Origin of the sequence: Streptomyces sp. R302, from assembly GCF_012927245.1 — a bacterium.
Lineage (GTDB): Bacteria > Actinomycetota > Actinomycetes > Streptomycetales > Streptomycetaceae > Streptomyces.
Genome location: NZ_JABBGE010000006.1, coordinates 51,393 through 73,098, shown reverse-complemented (window position 1 = coordinate 73,098; position 21,706 = coordinate 51,393). Strand labels below are relative to the sequence as shown.

The 21,706-nt window shown below is 71.9% G+C and carries 20 protein-coding genes and 1 pseudogene; 14 read left to right on the top strand and 7 right to left on the bottom strand.

From position 1 onward, the window contains the following. Positions 1-215: 215 nt before the first annotated feature. Complete coding sequence (locus HHL19_RS19425; RefSeq protein WP_169091345.1) at positions 216-1,538, bottom strand: family 43 glycosylhydrolase; 1,323 nt, start codon at positions 1,536-1,538, stop codon at positions 216-218. A 188-nt stretch (positions 1,539-1,726) separates the two neighbouring features. Continuing rightward, a complete protein-coding gene (locus HHL19_RS19420; protein ID WP_169091343.1) occupies positions 1,727-2,740 on the bottom strand; it encodes a LacI family DNA-binding transcriptional regulator in 1,014 nt (337 codons plus the stop codon). A gap of 232 nt (positions 2,741-2,972) precedes the next feature. On the opposite strand from HHL19_RS19420, the gene HHL19_RS19415 reads away from it, so the two are divergent. From HHL19_RS19415 to HHL19_RS19375, 9 genes are all read left to right on the top strand, one after another. Further along, complete coding sequence (locus tag HHL19_RS19415; protein ID WP_169091341.1) at positions 2,973-4,265, top strand: extracellular solute-binding protein; 1,293 nt, start codon at positions 2,973-2,975, stop codon at positions 4,263-4,265. 79 nt (positions 4,266-4,344) lie between these two features. Then, a complete protein-coding gene (locus HHL19_RS19410) occupies positions 4,345-5,250 on the top strand; it encodes a sugar ABC transporter permease (RefSeq protein ID WP_240981757.1) in 906 nt (301 codons plus the stop codon). Further along, on the top strand, positions 5,247-6,077 hold the full coding sequence (locus tag HHL19_RS19405) for a carbohydrate ABC transporter permease (RefSeq protein ID WP_169091337.1): 831 nt from the start codon (positions 5,247-5,249) through the stop codon (positions 6,075-6,077). Before HHL19_RS19410 ends, HHL19_RS19405 begins: the two co-directional genes overlap by 4 nt. A gap of 39 nt (positions 6,078-6,116) precedes the next feature. Further along, a complete protein-coding gene (locus tag HHL19_RS19400; protein ID WP_169091335.1) occupies positions 6,117-7,502 on the top strand; it encodes a glycoside hydrolase in 1,386 nt (461 codons plus the stop codon). 25 nt (positions 7,503-7,527) lie between these two features. Continuing rightward, the gene (locus HHL19_RS19395) at positions 7,528-8,568 is read left to right on the top strand and encodes an endo-1,4-beta-xylanase (RefSeq protein WP_169091333.1); all 1,041 of its coding nucleotides are present in this window, start codon (positions 7,528-7,530) and stop codon (positions 8,566-8,568) included. Further along, entirely contained in the window at positions 8,565-9,611 is a 1,047-nt protein-coding gene (locus HHL19_RS19390) for a Gfo/Idh/MocA family oxidoreductase (RefSeq protein ID WP_169091332.1), read from the top strand. Before HHL19_RS19395 ends, HHL19_RS19390 begins: the two co-directional genes overlap by 4 nt. After that, complete coding sequence (locus tag HHL19_RS19385) at positions 9,608-10,483, top strand: PmoA family protein (RefSeq protein ID WP_169091330.1); 876 nt, start codon at positions 9,608-9,610, stop codon at positions 10,481-10,483. The genes HHL19_RS19390 and HHL19_RS19385 overlap by 4 nt, the downstream gene beginning before the upstream one ends. Further along, positions 10,480-11,190, top strand: a complete 711-nt coding sequence (locus HHL19_RS19380) for a cupin domain-containing protein (RefSeq protein WP_169091947.1) — start codon at positions 10,480-10,482, stop codon at positions 11,188-11,190. The genes HHL19_RS19385 and HHL19_RS19380 overlap by 4 nt, the downstream gene beginning before the upstream one ends. Continuing rightward, positions 11,187-12,671 carry a non-reducing end alpha-L-arabinofuranosidase family hydrolase gene (locus HHL19_RS19375; protein ID WP_169091328.1) on the top strand — a complete coding sequence of 495 codons (1,485 nt, stop codon included), beginning with the start codon at positions 11,187-11,189 and terminating at the stop codon, positions 12,669-12,671. Before HHL19_RS19380 ends, HHL19_RS19375 begins: the two co-directional genes overlap by 4 nt. 75 nt (positions 12,672-12,746) lie before the next feature. Here the strand turns inward: HHL19_RS19375 and HHL19_RS19370 are convergent, their stop codons facing one another. The 4 genes and pseudogenes from HHL19_RS19370 to HHL19_RS19355 all read right to left on the bottom strand — a co-directional run. Next, entirely contained in the window at positions 12,747-13,403 is a 657-nt protein-coding gene (locus tag HHL19_RS19370) for a DUF1326 domain-containing protein (protein ID WP_169091326.1), read from the bottom strand. Between the two features lie 147 nt (positions 13,404-13,550). After that, positions 13,551-14,387: a DUF2182 domain-containing protein gene (locus HHL19_RS19365; RefSeq protein ID WP_169091324.1), complete on the bottom strand. Its 837-nt coding sequence runs from the start codon at positions 14,385-14,387 to the stop codon at positions 13,551-13,553. Between the two features lie 126 nt (positions 14,388-14,513). Next, positions 14,514-15,101, bottom strand: coding sequence for a DUF6817 domain-containing protein (locus tag HHL19_RS19360; protein ID WP_240981756.1), 588 nt, complete (start codon positions 15,099-15,101; stop codon positions 14,514-14,516). A gap of 219 nt (positions 15,102-15,320) precedes the next feature. Beyond that, positions 15,321-15,972: pseudogene (locus HHL19_RS19355) on the bottom strand (FAD-binding dehydrogenase); the annotation flags it as partial. A gap of 234 nt (positions 15,973-16,206) precedes the next feature. Here HHL19_RS19355 and HHL19_RS19350 point away from each other — a divergent pair. From HHL19_RS19350 to HHL19_RS19330, 5 genes are all read left to right on the top strand, one after another. After that, positions 16,207-16,596, top strand: coding sequence for a helix-turn-helix transcriptional regulator (locus tag HHL19_RS19350; protein WP_206324890.1), 390 nt, complete (start codon positions 16,207-16,209; stop codon positions 16,594-16,596). A 98-nt stretch (positions 16,597-16,694) separates the two neighbouring features. Next, positions 16,695-17,534 (top strand): molybdate ABC transporter substrate-binding protein, encoded by an 840-nt coding sequence (modA, locus tag HHL19_RS19345; RefSeq protein ID WP_169091320.1) that lies wholly within the window; start codon positions 16,695-16,697, stop codon positions 17,532-17,534. A 93-nt stretch (positions 17,535-17,627) separates the two neighbouring features. Beyond that, a complete protein-coding gene (locus tag HHL19_RS19340) occupies positions 17,628-19,586 on the top strand; it encodes an ABC transporter permease (RefSeq protein ID WP_169091317.1) in 1,959 nt (652 codons plus the stop codon). A 59-nt stretch (positions 19,587-19,645) separates the two neighbouring features. Next, entirely contained in the window at positions 19,646-19,864 is a 219-nt protein-coding gene (locus HHL19_RS36820; RefSeq protein ID WP_206324889.1) for a hypothetical protein, read from the top strand. A 479-nt stretch (positions 19,865-20,343) separates the two neighbouring features. Continuing rightward, the gene (locus tag HHL19_RS19330; RefSeq protein ID WP_169091945.1) at positions 20,344-21,249 is read left to right on the top strand and encodes a S41 family peptidase; all 906 of its coding nucleotides are present in this window, start codon (positions 20,344-20,346) and stop codon (positions 21,247-21,249) included. Between the two features lie 98 nt (positions 21,250-21,347). On the opposite strand, the gene HHL19_RS19325 is transcribed toward HHL19_RS19330, so the two are convergent. Next, positions 21,348-21,608 carry a LapA family protein gene (locus HHL19_RS19325; protein WP_169091315.1) on the bottom strand — a complete coding sequence of 87 codons (261 nt, stop codon included), beginning with the start codon at positions 21,606-21,608 and terminating at the stop codon, positions 21,348-21,350. Between the last annotated feature and the right edge of the window lie 98 nt (positions 21,609-21,706).

The window sequence follows — 21,706 nt, the reverse complement described above, 5'->3', positions numbered from 1 at the left end:
GAATTCGAGACCGGCACCGTGGTGCGGCGGCGAAGAAGTCGAGCCGCCTCAGGAATCAGTGTGGAAATGCGACAGGAGCATGTCAACGGTTTCGAGGATGTTTCGAAGTCCCCGGGAAGTCGAAAGATTTCGCTGCGGAAGGCACGCGAAATCCAGGAGCGGCTTGAATGCCCCGGCGGCGGAAATGGCCGCGAATGCGCCGTCCGGTGACGTCGCTAACAGTCCGACGAATTCCGCGGACGCGGATGCGGACGCGGATGCGGGCGCGTAGGCGGATACGTGAGGTCGAACCGCGTGAAACGGGCGCTGTCGGCGGACGGGTGGCCGTCGGAGGTGGCGTAGAGGCCGACCTGGACGCTGGTGAACCGCGGGGCGAGGAAGCCGGATTCGACGGTGGCCAGTTCCCGCCAGACGCCGCCTGGGGCGAGGTCGGCGCGGGCGAGCACCTCGGGCCCGCGGCGGAGGGTGAGTCCTTCCGCCGTGCGGGGGAGGAGACGGGCGTCGTCGTCCAGGACGACGGCGAGGCCGGCCTGTTCGTACGGCGCCGCGGGCGTGAAGGGCAGCGCGGTGGACACGTCGCAGGCGGGCTGCTCCTGGGGCCGGACCAGCAGGGACGGGGTGCCGCGTCCGCCGAGCCGTTCGGGACGGAGCCGGAGCCCGCCGTCGCCGGTGGTCCGGAACGGGGTGCGTGGGGTACGCAGGGTGCTCCGGTCCGCGGAGAGGGCGGCGAAGTCGTCGTGGAGACGGGGGTGGGTACGGGGGCCGGTGCGGCCGGCAGGGGAGAAGACCGGCCGGCCGTCGCTCCAGGTCACCCTGGCGAGGAAGGTCTCGCGGCCGATCGCGGAGCCCCGGCGGACGCCCAGGAGGACGGCCCGCCAGTCGCCGTCCGGGGTCCGGACGAGGTCGGCGTGCCCGGTGCAGGCGACCGGGCCCGTGGCGGGCGGCGGCACGGGGTTGCCGGGGACGCCCTCGTACGGGCCCGTCACGTGACGGGCGCGGGCGGCCACCACGCTGTGGTCCGCCTCGGTGCCGCCCTCCGCGGTGAGCAGGAGACAGGAGCCGTCGACCTTGTACAGGTGCGGGGCCTCCACCCAGCGCGTGCCCGCCCGGCTCCCCGACCACAGGACGTACTCGGGGCCCGTGAGCCGCCGCTCGCGGGGGAGGAACCAGGCCCGACCGCCGCCGTCACCGCCGCGGTCGCCGCCCTCGCCGTTGCCCTCGCCCTCGCCGTCGCTCCCTTCGTCGAAGAACAAGGACGGGTCGAAGCCCTCGCCCTCCAGCCACCGCGGCTCCGACCACGGCCCCGCCGGGTCGGTGGCCGTGACGACGAAGCGGCCGGGCCCGTCCATCAGCGTGCAGACGAGAGGGAACACCCCGTCATGGTGTCTGATCGTGGCAGCGAAGAGACCGCGTGAGGGCGCGCACCCGTCGAGGTCGAGCTGGGACGGCCGGTCGAGCGCGGAGCCGAGGCGCCGCCAGTGCACGAGACCGCGGCTGTGGAACCCGGACGGTACGGGGTCACCGAAGGGCGGGCTCATGGGGCGGGGGCGGGGCCGGGGGCGAGGACGCGGGTGAGGGCGAGGACGGGGACGGGACCGGGTGCGAGGCCGACCGGCACGGACGGCGCGCGGCCGGCCGGAGGGCGTACCGGCGTGTGGAGAGCGGAGGCGCCACGCCCGGACGGGGGCGGGAGGGGGGCGCGCCAGGGCTCGTACAAGGGATCCTCCTAGGGACGAGGCGGGGCGGTGGAGACCCGGACCTTGAGTTCGGTCGAGAGCTCCATCCGGGGGCTGACCAGGGGCTGGCCGTCCATGAGCTGGAACAGGGTGCGGGCGGCGACCCGGCCCATCTCCTCCAGCGGCTGGCGCACCGTCGTCAGCGGCGGCGACAGCCAGTCGCACATCGGCAGGTCGTCGAAGCCGACCACGCTGAGGTCCCGCGGGATGCTCAGGCCACCCTGCCGGGCGGCTTCGTAGACGCCCATCGCCTGCTGGTCGCTGCCCGCGAAGACGGCGGTGGGCGGTTCGGGGAGGGCGAGCAGCTCCTGGGCGCAGCGGAAGCCGCCCTCGTGCTGGAAGTCGCCGAACCGGATCAGGTCGCGGTCGACCTCGATCCCGGCCCGCTCCAGGGCGGCCCGGTATCCGTCGATGCGGGCCTGGCTGCAGAGCATCTCCTTGCGTCCGCCGATCGCGGCGATCCGGCGATGCCCCAGCTCCAGCAGGTGCTCGGTGGCGGAGAGGCCGCCGGCCCAGTTGGTCGCCCCGACGCTCGGCACGCCGTTGCCCGGCAGGTCGATCGGGTCGATGACGACCAGCGCCGCCCCGGTCCGCTCGACCTGGGCACGCTGGGCGTGGGTGACCGAGGCGGTGACGAGAATGACGCCGTCGCTGTGGTGCCGGGCCGGCAGCGCGGTCCAGCCGGAGGGCGCGGCCTCGCCAGGCGGGACGAGCGACACGACGGTGGCGACGCTCCGCTGGGCGCACTCGGCCTCGACGCCGCGGAGTATCTCCACCGCCCACGCGCTGTCCAGACCGCCGATGATCAGGTCGACGAGTCCCGATCTGCGGCCTCTGCCCTGCCGGCCGGGCGGGAGGTAGTGGTGAGCCTGGAGCAGGCCCTCGATCCGTTGGCGGGTCGAGGGGGCGACATCGGAGCGGCCGTTGATCACCTTGGACACGGTGGCCTGGGAAACCCCCGCTTCCGCGGCGATGACGGCCAGGGTCGGGCGCTGCTCGCTCAACTTCTCTCCTCTGCGCGGATGTCTCCGGCCGACAGGTATCGCAAACTTTCGATGAGTTTCCGGGCGTCCCGACCTGCTGTCAACCCTGCGAACAGTCATTGAGTGCAGATAAATTGACGCGGGGTCTTGACCGATAGGGCTCACGTTCCTAGTTTGTGGCAGCGCGGAATTCGAGAGTATTTCGAAAAAGTTTCGGGCGCGTCCGCCCCGGCATTCCCCACCCGGAGGTCCCATGGCCAACACCCTCCCGAGCCGACGAAGCTTCCTGGCCCTCACGGGCTTGACGGCCCTGTCCGTCTCCCTGACGGCGGCCTGCGGGGCCGACGGATCAGGCGGCTCGCCGCCGGGCGACGGCAAGGTGTCGTTCGCGTGGTGGAACATCGCCACCACCGAGCCGGGCAAGTCCCTCTTCCCGGAGATCTCCTCGGCGTTCACGTCCGCTCACCCGAACGTCGCGATCCAGACGACCTCGTTGGAGAACGAGGCGTTCAAGTCCAAGCTGACCGCCACCACTTCGTCGGGCAAGCTCCCCGACGTCTTCCAGACCTGGGGTGGCGGCGTGCTGCGGCAGCAGGTCGACGCCGGTCTCGTCGAGGACCTCACCGACCTCCTCGACTGGTCGTCCGAGCTCACCCCGGTCTCGCTCCAGGCGTACCAGTTCGAGGGTCGGACCTACGGAGTGCCCTACGACATCGGCATGGTCGGCTTCTGGTACAACAAGAAGCTCTTCGCCAGGGCCGGGATCACCACCCCGCCGGCCACCTGGTCCGAACTCCTCGAAGACGTCGGGAAGCTCAAGGCGGCGGGCATCACCCCGATCGCCCTCGCCGGCAAGGAGAAGTGGCCGGGCCACTACTACTGGGCCTATCTCGCGATGCGCGTCGCCGGCCTCCCCGCACTGCAACAGGCCGCCACCGACAAGGACTTCACGGGTGCCGGATTCGTGCAGGCCGGCGTCCACCTCAAGGAGCTGGTCGACCTCCAGCCCTTCCAGCCGGCCTTCCTCGGCGCCGGTTACGCGACCCCCGGAGGCCAGGCCGCGACCATGGGCAACGGCCAGGCCGCCATGGAGCTGATGGGGCAGTGGGGTCCGTCGGTGCAGAAGGACGCGGGCGCCGGCCTCGGAGCGGACCTGGGCTTCTTCCCCTTCCCGACGGTCGACGGCGGTGTCGGCCGGGCCACCGAGGTGTTCGGCGGTGGCGGCGGCTTCGCGCTGCGCAAGGGAGCTCCCAAGGAGGCGCTGGACTTCCTGAAGTTCTTCGTCCTGGAGAACGAGTCGAAGCTGCTGGCCTCCAACGGCTACCTGCCGGTGGTCAAGGGCGCCGAGAGCCAGCTCACCGACGCCAACAAGAAGGTGGTGGCCGAGAGCCTGGTCGGGGCGACCGGCTTCCAGCTCTTCCTCGACCAGGCGTATCCGCCGGCGGTCGGCCAGGAGGTCAACGACAGCGTCGCCGACCTCATCGCGGGCAAGAAGACGCCCGAGCAGGTCACCGCGTCGATCACCGAGGCTGCGAAGAGTGCCTGACGCCGTGGCCACCCTGACGAAGGAGCGGACGGAGGACGCCGTGCCGGTACGCCGCCCGCCCGCCCCGGTCCGGTCGCTCCTGCGCGGGTGGCGGGACTGGGCCTCGGTCGCCTGGTTCCTCGTACCGGCCCTGGTCCTCTTCCTCGTCTTCGTCCTCGCCCCGATCGTCGTCGCCGTCTTCACCGGCTTCTTCAAGTGGGGCGGGATCGGCCCCATGGACGACTTCGTCGGCTTCGCGAACTACACCCGGCTCTTCGGCGACCAGGTCTTCCTCGGCGATCTGGGCCGCGGACTGTACCTGATCGTCCTGTCGATCACGGTGCAGCTGCCGTTCGCGCTGTTCACCGCGGTCCTGCTCAACCAGCGGCTGCGCGGCCGGGCCGTCTACCGGATGCTGTTCTTCGCCCCGTACATCCTGTCCGAGGTCGTCACGGCCGTCCTCTTCACGATGATCTTCCTGCCCGGGACCGGCATGGCCGACCACCTCGTCGGCCTCCTGGGCCTGGAGGGCCTGCAGGGCAGGTGGCTCGCCGACCCCTCGACCGTCATGCCGACCCTGTTCGTGGTCATGGTCTGGAAGTACTTCGGCTTCCACATGATGCTCTTCCTCGCCGGTCTGCAGAGCATCCCGGCGGAGATCCTGGAAGCCGCCTCCATCGACGGCGCCGGCGCCTGGCAGCGCTTCCGGCACGTGACGCTGCCGCTGCTCGGCCCGACGATCCGGATCAGCGTCTTCCTCTCGGTCATCGGCTCCATCCAGCTCTTCGACCTCGTCTGGGTCATGACCGCGGGCGGGCCCAACCACTCCTCCGAGACGATGGCGATCGCGATGTTCCAGTCCGGGTTCAAGCGGTACCAGGTCGGCTACGCCAGCGCCATCAGCGTGGTGCTCTTCATGATCAGCCTGGTCTTCTCCCTCTTCTACCAGCGCTACGTGCTCCGCCGTGACCTGAGCGGGGCCGTCACCACGGGAGGCGGCCGGTGAACGCCCGCAGGACGGCACGCGGCCTCTCGCTGCACACCGTGATCTGGCTGATCGGCGCCTTCGTCGTCGTCCCCCTGATCTACGCGGTGATCTCCGGGTTCAAGAGCACCGGCGAGCTCACGAGCAACCCGTTCGGGCTGCCGGAGCAGTGGAAGATCGGCAACTACACCGGAATCCTCGGCGACGGGATGTTCTGGCGGCAGATCGCCAACAGCGCGGGCATCGCGATCGGTACGACGTTCTGCACGGTGGGGGCCTCCGCGATGGCGGCGTTCGTCCTGGCCCGCTACGCCTTCCGCGGCCGTGAGCTGTTCTACGGGCTGTTCACGATCGGGCTGATGTTCCCGTTCGCGGTGGCCGTCCTGCCGCTCTTCCTGATGCTGCGCACCTTCGGCCTGCTCGACAACCCGCTCGGGGTGATCCTCCCGCAGGCGGCCTTCGGGCTCCCCATGACGATCATCATCCTGCGCGGCTTCTTCCGGACCATCCCGGCGGAGGTGGAGGAGGCCGCCGTCATGGACGGCTGCGGCAGGTTCCGCTTCTTCTGGACGATCCTGCTGCCGATGGCGCGCCCGGCCCTGGGCACGGTCTCCGTGCTGGCGATCGTCGCGAGCTGGAACAACTTCTTCCTGCCGCTGCTGGTGTTCAACGACCCGAAGTGGCAGACGATCCCCGTCGGCGTCCAGCAGTTCCAGGGCCAGTACTCGACCGACTACGCGCTCGTCCTCGCCTACATCGTGCTCGCCATGGTCCCCGCCCTCGCCTTCTACGCCGTCGCCGAGCGGCAGTTGATCGGCGGCCTCACCGCGGGCGCCACCAAGGGCTGACCCGTCCACCCCCACCCCTCCACCTCCCCAGGAGACCCAGTGAAACGTCTGACCGCCCTGACAGCCGTCGTATTGTTAGCGCTAACAACTCAGGCCGCGGCCGAACCCGCCGCCCCCGCCCGCCCCGGCATCGACTTCCGCGCCGAGCTCCAGCCCATCGACGGATTCGGCTTCTCCATGGCCTTCCAGCGGGCCGACCTGCTGCACGGCGCGCGCGGCCTCGGCCCCGCGAAACAGCGCGAGGTGCTCGACCTGCTGCTCAGCAAGGAGAAGGGCGCCGGGCTTTCCATCCTGCGCCTCGGCATCGGTTCGTCGACCGACCGGGTCTACGACCACATGCCGACGATCCTGCCGACCGACCCCGGCGGACCGGACGCCACGCCGACGTACGTCTGGGACGGCTGGGACGGCGGCCAGGTCTGGCTCGCCAAGGAGGCCAAGGCGTACGGCGTCGAGCGGTTCTTCGCCGACGCCTGGAGCGCGCCGGCCTTCATGAAGACCAACGACAGCGAGAACGACGGCGGTGAACTCCGCCCCGAATGGCGCCAGGCCTACGCGAACTACCTCGTCCAGTACGCGAAGTTCTACCAGCGGGAAGGCATCCCGATCACCGACCTGGGGTTCACCAACGAACCCGACTGGACGGCCACCTACGCCTCGATGCGCTTCACCCCGCAGCAGGCCGTCGACTTCCTCAAGGTGCTCGGGCCGACCGTCCGCGCGTCCGGGCTGAAGACGGAACTGGTCTGCTGCGACGTCGCCGGCTGGGACCGGCAGGTCGCCTACACCGAGGCCATCGAAGCCGACCCCGCCGCCGACCGGGCCGTGCGGACCATCACCGGCCACCGCTACAGCGGTCCCACCACGGTCCCGCAGCCCACCGACAAGCGCGTGTGGATGTCGGAGTGGTCGCCGGACGGCACCACCTGGAACGAGAACTGGGACGACGGCAGCGGCTACGACGGCCTCACCGTCGCCGCCGACATCCAGACCACCCTGACCACCGGCAACGCCAACGCCTACGTCTACTGGGTCGGCGCGTCCCTCGGCTCGACCCGTGGACTCATCCAGCTCGCCAACCCCGGCGACGACTACCGGGTCTCCAAGCGGTACTGGGCGCTGGCCGCCTTCAGCCGCTTCATCCGCCCCGACGCCGTCCGCGTACCGGTCACGAACGCCGACCCGGCGCTCCAGGTCACCGCCTTCCGCAACACCGACGGCAGCCGCGTCGTCGAGATCCTCAACACCGCGACCACCGAGACCTCCACCACCTTCACCCTGCGCGGCGGGCACGACCGGCACCCCGACGCGTACGTGACCGACGAGACCCGCTCGATCACCCCGTCCGACGTCGTCTCCGTCCGCGGAACCACCCTCACGGCCACCCTCGCCCCGCGCGCGCTGACCACCATCGTCCTCGACTGAACCGTCACCATCCGAGGAGTCACCCATGTCCCTGTCCCGGCATCTCATCGCCCTGTCCGCCGCCGTCTGCATAGCGGCCGGCCTCGCCGCCGCCCCCGCGACCGCCGAGCCCCGGCCCAGGACGCTCGCCGAACTCGCCAAGAAGCACCACAAGTACTTCGGCTCGGCCACCGACAACCCCGAATTCACCGACGCCGCCTACCTGAAGCTCCTCGGCAGCGAGTTCGGACAGACCACCCCCGGCAACGCCATGAAGTGGTACGCCACCGAACCCGAGCCCGGCGTCTTCGACTTCACCGCCGGCGACGAGGTCGTCGACTTCGCCAGGGCCCACCACCAGAAGGTCCGCGGCCACACCCTCGTCTGGCACAGCCAGCTCCCCGCCTGGCTCACCGAGCGCAGCTGGACCGCCGACGAACTGCGCCCCGTCCTCAAGAACCACATCCAGACCGTGGTCCGGCACTACAAGGGCAAGGTCATCCACTGGGACGTCGTCAACGAGGCGTTCAACGAGGACGGCACCTACCGCGAGTCGGTCTTCTACAAGACGCTCGGCCCCGGCTACATCGCCGACGCCCTGCGCTGGGCCCACGAGATCGACCCCCACGCCAAGCTCTACCTCAACGACTACAACGTCGACGGTATCGGCCCCAAGAGCGACGCCTACCACGCCCTGATCAAGCAGCTGAAGGCCGACGGCGTCCCGGTCGAGGGCTTCGGCATCCAGGGCCACCTGGCGCTCCAGTACGGCTTCCCCGCCGACGTACGGCAGAACATGCAGCGCTTCGCCGACCTCGGCGTCGAGGTCGCCGTCACCGAACTGGACATCCGCATGAACCTCCCGGCGACCCCGGACAAGCTCGCCACCCAGGCCACCTGGTACGCCGACTACGTCAAGGCGTGCCTGGAGGTCGAGAAGTGCGTCGGCGTCACCATCTGGGACTACACCGACAAGTACTCGTGGATCCCCTCCGTCTTCCCCGGTGAGGGCGCCGCCCTGCCCTACGACGAGAACCTGGCCCCCAAGCCCGCCTACCACGCGATCAGGAAGGTGCTCGGCGGATGATCAGGACGGCGATCGTCGGGACGGGCGGGATCGCCGGCGTGTGCCACGTCCCCGCCCTCCGGGCACAGGCGCACCGGGCCGAGATCGTGGCGGCCGTCGACGTGGACGCCCTGCGCGCCGAGGACTTCGCGGCCGAGCACGGCATCCACGCCGTCTACACCGACCTGAACACGATGCTCCGGGAGCAGCGACCGGACCTCGTCCACCTCTGCACTCCGCCGTTCCTGCACGCCGAACAGGCCGTGGCCTGCCTGGAGTCGGGGGCGTGGGTGTGGTGCGAGAAGCCGGTGGCCCTGTCGCTGGCCGAGCTCGACCGGATCCAGGCCGCCGAGGGCCCCGCCGTCGCGGGCGCGGTGTTCCAGCACAGGTACGGATCGGGTGCCCGGTACCTGCGGGACCGGATCGCGGCCGGGGCCCTGGGCCGTCCGCTGGTCGCGCAGTGCGTCACGGCGTGGTACCGCGACGACGCCTACTACGACGTCCCCTGGCGCGGCACCTGGCGGAGCGAGGGCGGCGGCCCGACCCTGGGCCACGGCATCCACCAGATGGATCTGATGCTGGACGTGCTCGGCCCGTGGGCCGAGGTCCGCGCGATGGCCGGTCGCCTCGACCGCGACGTCCAGACCGAGGACGTGTCCGCGGCCCTGGTCCGGTTCGAGAACGGAGCCATCGCCACGGTCGTCAACAGCGTCCTCTCCCCGCGCGAGGAGAGCTACCTGCGGTTCGACCTCACCGACGCCACGGTCGAACTGCGGCATCTGTACGGCTACTCCAACGCGGACTGGACGTTCACCGCCAGGTCGCCCGGCGCGCGGTGGGAGCCCCCGGACGACCTGCCCAGCTCGCACACCGCCCAGCTCGCGGCCCTCCTCGACGGTTACGAGGCGGGCATCCGGCCCGACCTCGGCAGGCCGACCATGGAACTGGTCACCGCCCTGTACAAGGCCGCGATCACCGGCCTGCCGGTCCGGCGCGGAGAGATCGACGCGGCCGACCCGTTCTACGGCTCGCTCCACGGAGGACGCACGGAGGTGTTCCGATGACGTCTGTTCCGACGACGTTCGAACTCCTGGAGGACGAGGACGCGCTGACCGTCCGGACCCGAGGCGTCGACCTCTTCCGCTACGTGCACCGGCCGGTCATGGACCCCTTCGAGGCACCGAAGCCCTACCTGCATCCGGTGCGCACGCTCGCCGGCGACGTCGTCACCGGCTACCGGCCGCACGACCACCGCTGGCACAAGGGCGTCCAGTTCACGGCCTCCTGGGTGTCGGGGCAGAACTTCTGGGGCGGCGGCACCTACCTGCGCGGGCGGGGTTACGTCGACCTGCCCAACCTCGGCACGATGCGCAGCCTCACCGTGTCCGCCGGGACCGGCCACGGCCGCGCCGTGATCACCGAGGACCTGGCCTGGCACACGAGCGCGGGGGAGCACTGGATCGACGAACGCCGCACCCTGACCGCCCGCGACGTCGAGACCGACTCCTGGACCCTGGAGGTCACCACCGCGCTCACCAACGTCCACGACGTCACGCTGGTGTTCGGCAGTCCGGGCACCGAGGGCCGGGAACTCGCCGGGTACTCCGGCCTGTTCTGGCGCGGCCCGCGCGCCTTCACCGGCGGCCGGGCGACCGGCCCCGCGATGGGCGAGAAGGGCGACTGGCTGGCCTTCTCCGGCACCCACGACGAGGTCGACCGCGCCTCCACGCTCCTGTTCCAGGACGATCCGGACGCGCCCGGCCGCTGGTTCGTCCGCAGCGAGCCCATCCCCGCCGTCAACCCGTCCCTGGCCTTCGACGAGGAGCTGCCACTGGCCCCGGGCGACACCCTCTCGCGCCGCTACCGGATCGTCGTCGCCGACGGCGCGTGGACCCCCGAGCGCCTGTCCCGACACGTCACGGAGCACCCGTGGTGACACCGCTCCCCGGCGGCGTGGGCGTCTCCGGCCTGACCGTGTACGACTGGGAGGCCGCCGACGGCCTGTGCGGAGGCACCCCCCACATGCACCTCGCCTGCTCGGAGGCGTACATCGTCATCGAGGGCACGGGCAGCGTCCAGACGCTCACCACGAGCGGCTACGCCGACACCCCGCTGCGCCCCGGCGACGTCGTCTGGTTCACCCCCGGGACGATCCACCGCCTCGTCAACGCCGGCGGCCTGCGCCTCGTGGTGCTCATGCAGAACAGCGGGCTCCCCGAGGCCGGCGACGCCGTCTTCACCTTCCCCGCGCCCGTCCTCGCCGACCCCGACGCCTACCGGGCGGCGGCCGCCCTGACCGGCGACCACGCGGCGGCGGCCCGCCGCCGCCGCGACCTGGCGCTCGAAGGCTTCCTCCGCCTGCGCGAGGGCGGGCTCCAGGAGTTCCACACCGCGGCCCACCGCCTGAAGCGCGATCTCCTCGAAGCCTGGTGGATCCGCTGGCGCGACGGCCCGCTGGCCGCGGCCCTCGCGACCGGTGGCCACCTGGCGGCGCTGAGGACCGGAGACCTCTCCCACCTCGACCACGGCGCCGTGGCGCGACTGGAGCGCCCGGAGGACCCGCGCTTCGGCATGTGCGGCCACCTCCACCCCTACCCCGTTCCCACGTCCCACCCCCACTCCCCGAAGGAGCTCGACCGATGAGAACCCACCGCCCACCCCTGGTCCTGAGCCTCGTCCTCGCCGTCCTGTCGTCCCTGCTGCTCGGGGCCACGCTCCTCACGGCCCCGCCCGCCGCCGCGGCGACCGTCGACACCAACGCCTGGTACGTCCTGGTCAACCGCAGCAGCGGCAAGGCCCTCGACGTCTACAACCTGGCGACCGGCGACGGCGCCCGCATCACCCAGTGGGCCAGGAACGACCAGAACCAGCAGCAGTGGCAGTTCGTCGCCTCCGGTGACGGCTACTACCGCGTCAAGTCCCGCCACTCCGGCAAGGTCCTGGACGTCCACAACTTCTCCACTGCCAACGGCGGCGCCGTCGTCCAGTGGACCGACCTGAACGGCACCAACCAGCAGTGGCGGCTCGCCGACAGCGCGGACGGCCACGTCCGGCTCATCGCCCGCCACAGCGGCAAGGCCCTCGAAGTCCAGGGCGCGTCCACCGCCGACGGCGCGAACATCGTCCAGTACGACGACTGGGGCGGCGCCAACCAGCAGTGGCAGCTCGTCAAGGTCGGCTCCGGCACCGGCACTCCGGGCACCTGCGAGCTTCCCTCGACGTACCGCTGGTCCTCGACGGGCGCGCTGGCGCAGCCCAGGCCCGAATGGGCGGCGCTCAAGGACTTCACCGTCGCCCCCCACAACGGCAAGCAGGTCGTCTACGCGACGACCCACGGAGCCGCGGGGACGGGCAGGGGCTGGGGCGGGATGAACTTCGCCCCGTTCACGAACTGGTCCGAGATGGCCTCGGCCGCCCAGAACACCATGCCGTTCACGGCCGTCGCGCCCTCGCTCTTCTACTTCGCGCCGAAGAACGTCTGGGTGCTCGCCTACCAGTGGGGCGGCTCCTCCTTCTCGTACCGGACGTCGAGCGACCCCACGAACCCGAACGGCTGGTCGGCGGAGCAGGTGCTCTTCACCGGCAAGATCGCGGACTCGGGCACCGGTCCCATCGACCACACCCTGATCGCCGACGGGTCGAACATGTACCTGTTCTTCGCCGGTGACAACGGCAAGATCTACCGGGCGAGCATGCCCCTCGGGAACTTCCCGGGCAGCTTCGGCTCGTCGTACACGACGATCATGAGCGACACCGTGAAGAACCTGTTCGAGGCGCCGCAGGTGTACAAGCTCCAGGGCCAGAACCGCTACCTCATGATCGTCGAGGCCCGCGGGGCGAACGAGCACCGCTACTTCCGCTCGTTCACGGCCACCAGCCTCAACGGTACGTGGACGCCGCAGGCCGCGACGGAGAGCAACCCCTTCGCCGGCAAGGCCAACAGCGGTGCCACCTGGACCAACGACATCAGCCACGGCGAGCTGCTGCGGACGAGTGCCGACCAGACCATGACCGTCGACCCCTGCAACCTGCAGTTGCTGTACCAGGGGCGCAGCCCCAGCTCCGACGGCGTCGACTACGGCCTCCTGCCCTACCGGCCGGGCCTGCTGACCATGCGGCGCTGACGCCGTCCGGCGAGCGCCTCGCGTGACCTCCGTACGGGGCCGCAGGTTCGACGCCTGCGGCCCCGTACGGGCCGTTCAGTCGGGGCCGCTCCAGTCGAAGGGGAAGTACTTGCTCGACTTCCCGGTGCGTTCCCAGGTGAAGCCGAACGCGTCGGCGCGGTCGACGGTGGCCCGCCCCCACGTGGCGACCTGGCCAGGGCCCACCTCGGAACCCGGCGCGTTGAGGACCTGCACGCGTGCGCCGTCCGGGGTGGTCGGGCCGGTGAGCGCCTCGGCGGCCGCCGTGACACGGCCCGGGATCTCGGCTCGCCACGAGGCGAGATCCTCGTCGATCTCCACATGGATCGGAACGACGTCCATGCCCCGCATCTCGGGGTGGAACATCGCCCCGAACTCCGCCGGCCACCCGCCCGCCTCACCGCCGAAGACGGCCCCGAGCGCGGCCCGCTGCCGATCGTCGGCCCGCTCGTCGAGGAAGACCGCGGCGTAGGGCTCGGTGTGCGTGCCTGCCCACGGGCTGCCCTCGAAGGAGCCGAGCATCAGGACGTTGAGGTCGTCGAGCCGTACGTCGCCGAAGTTGCCCTCCCGGATGTGCCAGACCAGTACGCCTTCGCAATCTCCATAAGTAGGGGGCTGCGCGAAGGTGCACGGGCAGGGAATCGCGCATTTACACACGTCGAACCAGTCGCCGGCCAGATGCCAGCGCGTTCCGGTGGTGGCCTGCTGTGTCATCTCGCTGCCTCCAGCCGAGCTACGAGCAGCTCACTCGGAGTGACGGGACCGCGTCTCCCGAGCCCGCACCCGGGATCGGAGGGACGGTCTCCCTTCCAGCTTGCACCTCATGCCCCGGCGAGGGAACCGGGCGGCGCCCGCAGGGGATCACATGCCGTCCATGGACGGCATCGAGCCCTCAAGGCCCGGCAGCATCCAGTCCTGGAACGGTGCGAGTACCGCCAGGACGAGGAAGGCGACGCCCACGACGGCGCCGAGGAGTTCACCCCGGGACCACAGCTTCTCCACGAAGATCACCAGGGCCAGTCCGGTCATCGCCGCCACGTTCATCACGCCGAGCGGAACGAAGACGACCATCAGCCCCGCACAGCAACCGACGCAGTACACGCCGTGGTGGAGACCGACCCGCAGGTCGCGGGCCGGCCGCCGGAAGCCGGCGTACCGCACCAGTTGGCTGAGCGGGTCGCGGCAGTGCCGCAGGCAGACGTTCTTGAGGGGGCCGAGCTGGTACAGGCCGGCGAGCAGGAAGGCGACCGCACCGATCCAGCGCCCGGCGGTGGGATGGTCCTCCACCAGGGCGCCGGTGACGGCCAGGGCCGCGTAGACGAGCAGCCCGAAGGCGGTCCACACGAGCAGATATCCGCCGGCGAACCCGACGGTACGGGCGGTCCGGGTCCAGCCGGAGGACTGGCGGCCGATCCCCCGTACCCAGGAGAGGGCCACGGGCGCCATGGACGGCAGCATCATGGCCGCCATCATGATCACCCAGAGCAGCAGGAACAGGGGCAGCGCCATTCCCATGGTGCCGGGTTCGACGCCCATGTCCCGGGCCTGGCCGAGGGTCAGCACCCAGGCGGGCACCGTGATCAACACGACGACGCCCCAGGCGACGGCGAGACTCCGCGTGGACCGCAACCCGCCGCCGGCTCCGGTCGGGGCGGTCGGCCGGGCGGGTGCGAAGGCGGAGATCCGGCTGCGGCGCATCGGTGTGTCTTCCTACGACTGCTCCCAGCACAGCACACGTCCGCCCGCGATGCGAGCGGTCCGGCGCGGTAGCGGTCCCGTGGGCGGTCGGCCCGGCGAACGCGCGGGTCCGTGGAGCCCGCGGACTCAGTTCCCGTGGACGGGCCCGACCAGCACGCCGCGGCAGTGGTCCCAGGCCGGCTCGGACAGCAGCGGCCTCCACCGAGTGAACAGGTCGAGGAGGTCGGCGCCGTAGCGGATGCGGACCTCGGGGCTGATCGCGGCGATGTCCAGCTCGTTGGCGGCGGTGAGTTCGGCGAAGTCCCGACGCGCTTCGAGGCTCGGATGCGTCGGTGCGCCGGTGAACCGATCGACGAACGTGCCCGGGTCGTCGGCCAGTCCGCGGTAGGAGGACTCGCGGTCGCAGGAGGCGTAGGAATAGACGAGCGCCTCGGCCTCGACGCCGATCGCGTCGGCCAGCTCCGCCCGGCGCCCCAGGCCCAGCAGTGCGACCGGGAACCCGTCGGTCCCGTAGAACGCGTGACACAGCCCGGCCGAAACCAGCGCCGGGCGAGCGCCCCACGAGGCGAGCAGGCCGCTGACTCGCTGCAGGTGCGCCAGCAGCGTACCGCCGGGATGCTCGATCCTCTCGGCTCCGGCCGCTCGCAGGATCGCCAGCGCTTTCGCGGTCATCTCAGCATCACCCATCCGAACGGTCGCCGTACGATCCGACATCACCCGTGATCGTAGAGCGGCAGACGGCCGATCACGCCGCAATCGCGTCAGCTCGTCCGACAACAGCCCGCGCTCGAAGCCCCCTTCGTCACGGACCGGCGGGACGATGCCCCGTCGGGCTCTTGCTGCCACCGACGTGCTGCGCGGGGCGCTCGGCCGGCGCCCCGGCGCACGGCGCGGCGCGTCCGCCGAGCCACAGGGGCGAGAGGCCGGGCAGGTCCGGATGCCGTGGCCGGGCCAGACCGGGGCCCCGTCGTGCAGGCCCTCGGTGTCGTGCCACATCCGGTTGCGGGTGACGAGCCGTGCTCCCGCGGCGGCGGACGAGCTCGTGGTCGGCGCCGATGCCCCCGCCGGCCACGATGACGGCTTGGGCGGTCGGTTCGAAGACGCCCACCCGGTTCCGGTGGGTGGCCACGCCGCGCGGCACAGGGTCTTCGGCGAGCAGGGTGCCCCGTACACAGTGGGCGACGCCGTCCGTCACGACCAGTTCGTCGACGCGGTGGCGGTGGTGGACGCGCAGCAGCCCCGCGCGGGTCGCCGCGTTCGGCCCTGCCGACGGTGGACAGGAAGCGGATGCCGTGACCCGCCGGCCAGGCCCGCTTCTCCCCGGCCGCGAACTCGACGTAGGCACGGGCCATGCGGACGCCCCAGGAATCCGTGTCGCCCGCGTGGGCGAGGCGGTCGAAGCCCGCGCAGCCCCGCCAGTCGCTCCAGGCGGGCACGAACGAGTCCTTCGTCCCCATCCACCGGGCGAGTCGGCGAGGAAGCGCCCGCCGAGGGACCAGCGGGCCCGTCCGCAGAGATCGGCCGGTCCCTCCTGGGCGGCGAGGGCGACCTTCCGGCCTCGGGAGGTCGGCTCGTGGGCGGCCACGAGTCCAGGCGCGGGAGCTGCCGTGCGGCGAGTTCTTCCGCGGCGCGGTCCTCGACCGGCGCCCCGCTCAGGGATCCGGACCGGTCGCCAGCACCTCGGCGGAGCGCTGCCGTCCGAGGCGTGAGACCACCGGGCGGAACGTCTCGTCGCTTTCTCCCAGCCACCTCTCATTCGCGATGGAGAGACCCACTACATTGTTGCAAGTGAGATCGAAAGCGGCCTACGGTGTCGCGCATGCAGACCTACACCATCGGGCAGGCCGCCCGTCTGCTGGGCGTCAGTCCCGACACGGCGCGGCGCTGGGCGGACGCGGGCAGGGTCGCCACCCGGCGTGACGAGAGCGGCCGGCGCGTCATCGACGGGAAGTCGCTCGCGGCGTTCTCCGTGGAGCTCGCGCAGGGCGATGACGACGAGGTGTCGTACACGTCCGCGCGGAACGCGTTCCCCGGGATCGTCACCGGGATCAAGCTCGGTGACATCGCGGCCCAGGTCACCATCCAGGCCGGGCCGCACCGCCTGGTCTCCCTCCTCACCCGGGAGGCCGTGGAGGAACTGGGACTGGAAGTCGGCATGCAGGCCACCGCCCGCGTGAAGTCGACCAGCGTGCACATCGACCGCACCTGACCACTTCTCACGCAGTACGCACCACCCCTCCCGGTCCTCGGCGCGGCCCGCCTGTCCTCCCCTTCCGTTCCTCTCCTCCTCAAGGAGTTCCGATCCTCATGGCCCGCCCCTTCACCGGACGCCGTACCGCCGTCGCCGCGCTCACCGCCGCCCTGCTCGTCCCGCTCGCGGCCTGCTCGTCCGGCGATTCCGGTGCTTCCGGCGATTCCGGCGACGGCGCGAAGAAGGACACCGCGGGCTCCACGCCCTCCGGGGCGGCGAGCGCCGTGCCGCAGGCGAACCTGACGGTCCTCGCCGCCGCCTCGCTCACCGACGTCTTCAAGACCGCGGGCGCCGCGTACGAGCAGTCCCACCCCGGCACGAAGATCACGTTCTCCTTCGCCGGCTCGCAGGAGCTCGTCGCCCAGGTCTCGCAGGGCGCGCCCGCCGACGTCCTGGTCACCGCCGACACCAAGAGCATGGACAAGGCGAGGGCCGACACCGGCACCCCGGCGATCATCGCGAAGAACCGGCTGGTCATCGCCACCGGCGAGGGCAACCCCTTCAAGATCGACGACCTGAAGGACCTGGCCGACACCAAGCTGAAGGTCGTCCTGGCCGCGCCCGAGGTACCGGCCGGCAAGTACAGCCGCCAGATCCTCGACACGCAGGGCGTCACCGTGAGGGCCGTCTCCCAGGAGCCCAACGTGCGCGCGGTGCTCAGCAAGGTCGAGATGGGCGAGGCCGACGCCGGTCTCGTCTACAGGACCGACGCCGAGAGCGCGAAGGACAAGGTCGACGCCGTCGAGATCCCCGACGGCCGGAACGCGGTCGCGCAGTACCCGGCCGCCACGCTCAAGGACTCGAAGAACGCCGAGGCCGCCGCCGCGTTCGTCGCCTGGCTGTCCGCGCCCGAGGGCCAGAAGATCCTCCAGGACGCGGGCTTCCAGAAGCCGTGACCGCCCCGATCACCCCCAGATCGTGAGGCGCTGTCCGCATCGGGGGACCCGACAGCCCCTCCGCCCCACGTCCTCACCTCTCCAGGATCTCCGATGAAACGAGCAGGCGTACGAACTCCGGGGGCGCGTCCACCCCTCGCACTGGCCGTGCCCGCGCTCCTCGCGGTGGCCTTCCTGGCCCTCCCGCTGATCGGCATCCTCGTCCGCACCGAATGGGCCGGGCTCGCCGACCACCTGACCTCGCCCGGCACCGTCGAGGCGCTGAAGCTGTCGCTGGTCGTGTCCTTCTGGTCGCTCGGGCTGTCGCTGCTGCTCGGTGTCCCCCTGGCCTGGCTGCTGGCCCGGGTGCCGTTCCCCGGCAAGGCGTTCGTCCGCTCGCTCGTCCTGCTCCCGATGGTGCTGCCGCCGACCGTCGGCGGCGTCGCGCTGCTGCTCGCGTTCGGCCGGCGCGGGCTCCTCGGGCCCTGGCTGGAGTCCACCTTCGGGATCACGTTCCCCTTCCACACCTCCGGTGCCGTCCTCGCCGCGACCTTCGTCGCCATGCCGTTCCTCGTCATCAGCCTGGAAGGCGCGCTCGGCGGACTGCGGCCCCGGTACGAGGAGACGGCCGCCTCGCTCGGCGCCTCCCCGGTGCGGGTCTTCCTCACCGTGACCCTGCCGATGGTGGCGCCCGGCGTCCTGGCCGGCGCGGCGCTCACCTGGGCGCGGGCGCTCGGCGAGTTCGGCGCCACGATCACCTTCGCCGGGAACCTGCCCGGCACCACCCAGACCCTGCCGCTCCAGGTCTACCTCCTCCTCCAGGACGAACCCGAGGCCGCGACCTCCGTCTCGCTGCTGCTCCTCGCCATCGCCATGGGCGTCCTCATCGCCCTGCGGGGGCGGTGGACCGGGACTCCGCACGAGCGCGCGCGTGCGCGTGCGCGCGCTCGTGCCGCCGTGGTACCCGTCCCGGACGGTACGGACCCGGCCCCCGTCCCGCCGCCGGAGCAGGCCGCCCCTCCGGGCCCCTCCGGCGGACGCTGGTCGCTGCACGCCGAGGTCACGGGATTCACCGAGCTCGACCTGGACGCCGGCCCCGGCACCACCATCGCCGTCGTCGGCCCGAACGGCGCCGGGAAGACCACCCTGCTGCGCGCCCTCCTCGGCCTCACCCCCCGCGCCCACGCCGACCTCACCCTCGGCGACGAGGACGTCACCGCCCTGCCCCCGCACCGCCGCCGCGTCGCCTGGGTGCCGCAGGACGGCGCCCTCTTCCCCCACCTGTCGGCCCTCGCCAACACCGCGTACGGGCTCCGCGCCCAGGGCGTCCCGCGCGCCGAGGCCCGCCGCGAGGCGCAGTCCTGGCTCGACCGCCTCGGCGTCGGCCACCTGGGGCACCGCAGGCCCGCGCAGCTCTCCGGCGGCCAGGCCCAGCGGGTGGCGCTCGCCCGCGCGCTCGCCGCCCGGCCCCGGCTGCTCGTCCTCGACGAACCGCTCGCCGCCCTCGACCAGACCACCCGCGCGCACGTCCGCCACACCCTGCGGACCCACCTGGCGGGCTTCGGCGGGGTCTGCCTCATCGTCACCCACGACCCGGTCGAGGCCGTCTCGCTCGCCGACCGCGTCCTCGTCCTCGACGGCGGCCGCGCCCTCCAGGACGCCGCCCCCACCGAGGTCACCCGCCACCCCCGCTCCCCCTGGGTGGCCCGCATGCTCGGCCGCAACGCCTGGCCCGGCACCGCCACCCCCGACGGCCTCGCCCTCGACGCGGGCGGCACCCTCGTCGCCGCCGAACCCCCGGCGTCCGGCACTCCGGCGCTCGCGATCGTCGCACCCGAGGCGGTCTCGGTGCACCGCGAGAAGCCCGCGGGCAGCCCCCGTAACGTCTGGCCCGGCACCGTACGCGAGATCACGAGCAGCGGCAGCCGCCTCCGCGTCCTGGTCACCTCGGCCGAGGCACCGGACCTTGTCGCCGAGATCACTCCGCAGGCCGCCGCCGAACTCGGCCTCGCCGACGGGGTGTCCGTCTGGACCAGCGTCAAGGCCACCGAGACCACGATCGTCCCCCTCTGATCCTCTGGATCCCCTGATGCCCTGATCCCATGGTCCCCTGGTCCCCGGGGAGAACCCCCGTGCCGGAAACGGACCCCTCGGCCGTACGCGACCGGCTGCACGGCACCGAGGTCTTCGCCCGCCCGGTGCCCGTCTTCGACCCCGAACGGGCACCGGCCGAGCCCTCCGCGCTGTTCCCGGAGTGGCTGACGGAGGCGGTCGACGCCGGTGTCCCCGACCCGCACAGCATGACCCTGTCCACCGTCGACGAGGCCGGGGACCCGATGCCCGCGTCCTGATCCTCAAGAACGCGGACGCGTCCGGCTTCCGGCTCGCCGCCCACGCTGCAGGCCCGAAGGGCGTGCACCTCGCGGGTGTGCCCCGGAGCGCCCGGCCGCCGACTTCCTCGCCCGCGGGGCCACCGCGAGGGCGGAGGCCCTCCTCGCCCGGCACAGCAGGCCACCTCACCGACCCCGAGGCGGGCGCCCTCGCCCTGCGGGAGAGCCTCGCCCGCGTCGAGGCCGACCCGGGCCTCGTCACCCCTGACCGGACGCTCTACACCGTGGCACCCGGCGTCGTGGAGTTCCGGCAGGCCGCCGCCGACCCGGCCCGCGAGTGCCGCCTGGCACGGCAGCACCGTCGCGAGCCCTCCGCCCTCCCTCCTTCGGAGGCCGGGACGCCACCGCCGTCCGGCGCGCCGCCGGCACCTCCTGGGGACCGGCGGACGCGGCTGCATTTCGATGGACGCCGGGTCGAGCGCGGTGATCTACTTCGCGCCATGGCGACTCTGACGAAGCTTCAGCCCGGTCCTGTCGTCGACGAGACCGTCCGGCTCCTGACCGGGCACTACGTCTTCCCCGAGGTGGCCGGGCAGCTCGCCGACCTGCTGCGACGGCGCCGCGCCGAGGGCGCCTACGCCGTTGACGACGCCGAGGAGCTCGCCCGGCTGGTCACCGCCGACCTGCAGTCCGTCAACGGCGACCCGCACCTGAGCCTGAAGTACCACGCGGACCGGGTGCCCGAGAAGCGGGGGGCGGCGGTTCTGGAGTCCATCCGCAGGGACTTCGACACCTCGATGGGCGGTGCGCCCCGGGTGGAACTGCTTCACGGCGGAGTCGCCGTACTGGAGCTGGGACCGATGCTGTTTCCGCTGGAGTGGGCCGCCGAACCGCTGACCGCCGCGCTCACCCTGGTCTCCCGCGCCCAGGCGCTGATCGTGGACCTCAGGGCCAACCGGGGTGGCGACCCGGACACGGTCGCCTTCGTCTGCAGCCACCTGCTGGACGAGCGGACCCACCTCAACACCATGTACTGGCGCGACGGCGAACGCACCGAGCAGTCCTGGAGCCAGCCGCACGTCCCCGGCGCCCGCTTCGGGGGCAGCAAGCCGGTGTACGTGCTGACCGGCAACCACACCTTCTCCGCCGCCGAGGAGCTGGCGTACGACCTGCAGCAGCTCGGCCGTGCGGTGGTCGTCGGCGAGCGCACCCGCGGTGGCGCGCATCCTCGCGAGGGCTGGACGGTGCACCCGCACCTGGAAGCCTCGATCCCCATCGGCCGTGCCATCAACCCCGTCTCCGGCACGAACTGGGAGGGAACCGGCGTGCAGCCGGACATCTCGTGCGCTGCCGCCGACGCCCTGGACCGCGCGCACGCTGCGGCCCTCGCCCAGCCGGCGGGCTGACCACCGAGGCGTTCGAGGAGCCCGCGGACCCCGGGGGCACCGCCGTCCTGGAGGCCGTACTCGCCGACGCGGTCGGTGCGGCCTCCTGAGCGCCCGGCTCAGCGGCGGGCGGCCCGTCGGCGGGCGATGAAGAGGCCGAGGACGACGCCGACGAGCAGCGTCACGGTGAGCACGCTCCACAGCGGGAGCGTGACCGTCGGGATCCACAGGCGGATCGTGACGGAGCCGGTGTTCGCGGCGATGAACCACACGGCGAGCGCGGCGACCAGCAGGAACGCGATGTTCCGCAGTCGCATGTCCCGCCCCTTGACCGTGACGGTCGCGGGCCCGTGCGGCTCCCTGGCGGTCTTCCGGGACATGGGCCGGTTCCTCTCTCGCGGAGGGAGGTGGTGCCCTTCCCAGTATCGAGGCGGCGGGAGCCCCTGTCCCGGCGGGAGCCAGGGGGACAGGGTCGTCC

What these genes read in the sequence shown, in the direction of transcription:
- HHL19_RS19425 (WP_169091345.1), bottom strand. Translation starts at nt 1,538, where the DNA reads ATGAGCCCGCCCTTCGGTGACCCCGTACCGTCCGGGTTCCACAGCCGC.
- HHL19_RS19415 (WP_169091341.1), top strand. Translation starts at nt 2,973, where the DNA reads ATGGCCAACACCCTCCCGAGCCGACGAAGCTTCCTGGCCCTCACGGGC.
- HHL19_RS19395 (WP_169091333.1), top strand. Translation starts at nt 7,528, where the DNA reads ATGTCCCTGTCCCGGCATCTCATCGCCCTGTCCGCCGCCGTCTGCATA.
- HHL19_RS19390 (WP_169091332.1), top strand. Translation starts at nt 8,565, where the DNA reads ATGATCAGGACGGCGATCGTCGGGACGGGCGGGATCGCCGGCGTGTGC.
- HHL19_RS19385 (WP_169091330.1), top strand. Translation starts at nt 9,608, where the DNA reads ATGACGTCTGTTCCGACGACGTTCGAACTCCTGGAGGACGAGGACGCG.
- HHL19_RS19375 (WP_169091328.1), top strand. Translation starts at nt 11,187, where the DNA reads ATGAGAACCCACCGCCCACCCCTGGTCCTGAGCCTCGTCCTCGCCGTC.
- HHL19_RS19370 (WP_169091326.1), bottom strand. Translation starts at nt 13,403, where the DNA reads ATGACACAGCAGGCCACCACCGGAACGCGCTGGCATCTGGCCGGCGAC.
- HHL19_RS19365 (WP_169091324.1), bottom strand. Translation starts at nt 14,387, where the DNA reads ATGCGCCGCAGCCGGATCTCCGCCTTCGCACCCGCCCGGCCGACCGCC.
- HHL19_RS19360 (WP_240981756.1), bottom strand. Translation starts at nt 15,101, where the DNA reads ATGTCGGATCGTACGGCGACCGTTCGGATGGGTGATGCTGAGATGACC.
- HHL19_RS19350 (WP_206324890.1), top strand. Translation starts at nt 16,207, where the DNA reads ATGCAGACCTACACCATCGGGCAGGCCGCCCGTCTGCTGGGCGTCAGT.
- modA (WP_169091320.1), top strand. Translation starts at nt 16,695, where the DNA reads ATGGCCCGCCCCTTCACCGGACGCCGTACCGCCGTCGCCGCGCTCACC.
- HHL19_RS19340 (WP_169091317.1), top strand. Translation starts at nt 17,628, where the DNA reads ATGAAACGAGCAGGCGTACGAACTCCGGGGGCGCGTCCACCCCTCGCA.
- HHL19_RS19330 (WP_169091945.1), top strand. Translation starts at nt 20,344, where the DNA reads ATGGCGACTCTGACGAAGCTTCAGCCCGGTCCTGTCGTCGACGAGACC.
- HHL19_RS19325 (WP_169091315.1), bottom strand. Translation starts at nt 21,608, where the DNA reads ATGTCCCGGAAGACCGCCAGGGAGCCGCACGGGCCCGCGACCGTCACG.